The organism is Campylobacter sp. B0100352/1 (assembly GCF_020135855.1).
GTDB lineage: Bacteria > Campylobacterota > Campylobacteria > Campylobacterales > Campylobacteraceae > Campylobacter_D > Campylobacter_D taeniopygiae.
This window is the reverse complement of the sequence record NZ_JACHTP010000068.1, coordinates 1-1,222: the sequence shown is the minus strand read 5'-3', so window position 1 is coordinate 1,222 and position 1,222 is coordinate 1. Positions and strand designations below refer to the sequence as shown.

Sequence of the window (1,222 nt, the reverse complement as noted above, 5' to 3'; positions counted from 1 at the left end):
TAAATTTTGTTGAGAAGAGCTATAGATATATTTATGAGCAGTAATAATTTCTACGTGATTATTTACATTATTTACTGCCAATTTATCATCAAACCAATCACTATCTTGTCCTGCTTGAGTTAGCTCAGCTGTAAATTTATTATTATCTCCATCCCAAGTAAGAGTTTGAAATTCACCCGCTTCATTTCCAGCATTAACAGTTAAATCAATATTTTTCATATTGTCAGTGGTGCCGTTTGAGTTGTCATTGACAAATTCTATACCACTACCATCAGCTGTTTTTACTGCTTTGACTCCTGTACCTGCTCTACTATCATTTGGAACTGTAAAAGTGTTTATATAAGCAACAGCTTCATCAATGCTTTTAATACTTTCATTTTCAATATGAACTCCATTTAGAGTGATATCTAAAGTTACAGGATTATCTGTATTACCCCAAAAAACTACATTGTTTTGAGTTTGATGGCTGTTTTCATCAAAAACTTTACCACCTGCGGTTGTAAATTTCGCATCAGCGTAAGATACCCAAATGCCTTGGCCTTCTCTAAGGTTAAGTCCTTGGCCGCTGGCGTTAAATAAAGAAGCGCAATCGACGCCTTTTTCGGTTACATCGATGGCGTTTTTAGAAGTGGTGTAAAATTGGGTTGTGCCTGTGTCGTTTTCGTCTTTGGTTTCACCGGTTTTTTTATTGTAACCGTGGATAGAATCTAGAGAATATAAAGGTCTGCTGGCTGTGCCTATGTTTAAACCGCTGTTTAGGTTTGCTTTAATGGCGACTTCGGTTGATTTTGCGGCAGGGATGTGCATACCTGGATCGATGAAGATGTTTTGAGGGGTTCTTGAGGAATCGATGGTTTGAGTATCCCAGTTGATATTCCAACCTTGGACAACATAACCTGCGTTATTGAAAATTTTTTTCAAAATTATTTGCAACTCACTCTAAAAAGAGCGAGTTAGCAATAATTTTGAAGGCAGTCAAGTCCAATCCAGTATTACAAATCTACCAGAAAATAGACTTGTAAAGCAAGATTAGTTTCCCACAAAAGTGGGAAAAATTTTATAAAGAATCAAAAGATCAAAAAATTATTGTTTCAATTGGATCAAAGTTTGAAGCATTTGATCACTGGTTGAAATCGTTTTAGAGTTTGCTTGATAACCTCTTTGGATGATGATAAGTTCTGTTAAAGAACGACTCAAATCCACGTTTGACATTTCAAGTGCT

1 protein-coding gene and 1 pseudogene are annotated in these 1,222 nt (G+C 35.8%); both read right to left on the bottom strand.

What is annotated here, in order from left to right:
- Nucleotides 1–906: pseudogene (locus tag H2279_RS08535) on the bottom strand (flagellar hook protein FlgE); the annotation flags it as partial.
- Between the two features lie 177 nt (nt 907–1,083).
- A partial coding sequence (locus H2279_RS08530) for a flagellar basal body rod C-terminal domain-containing protein (protein WP_272770178.1) occupies nt 1,084–1,222 on the bottom strand: 139 nt, incomplete at its 5' end.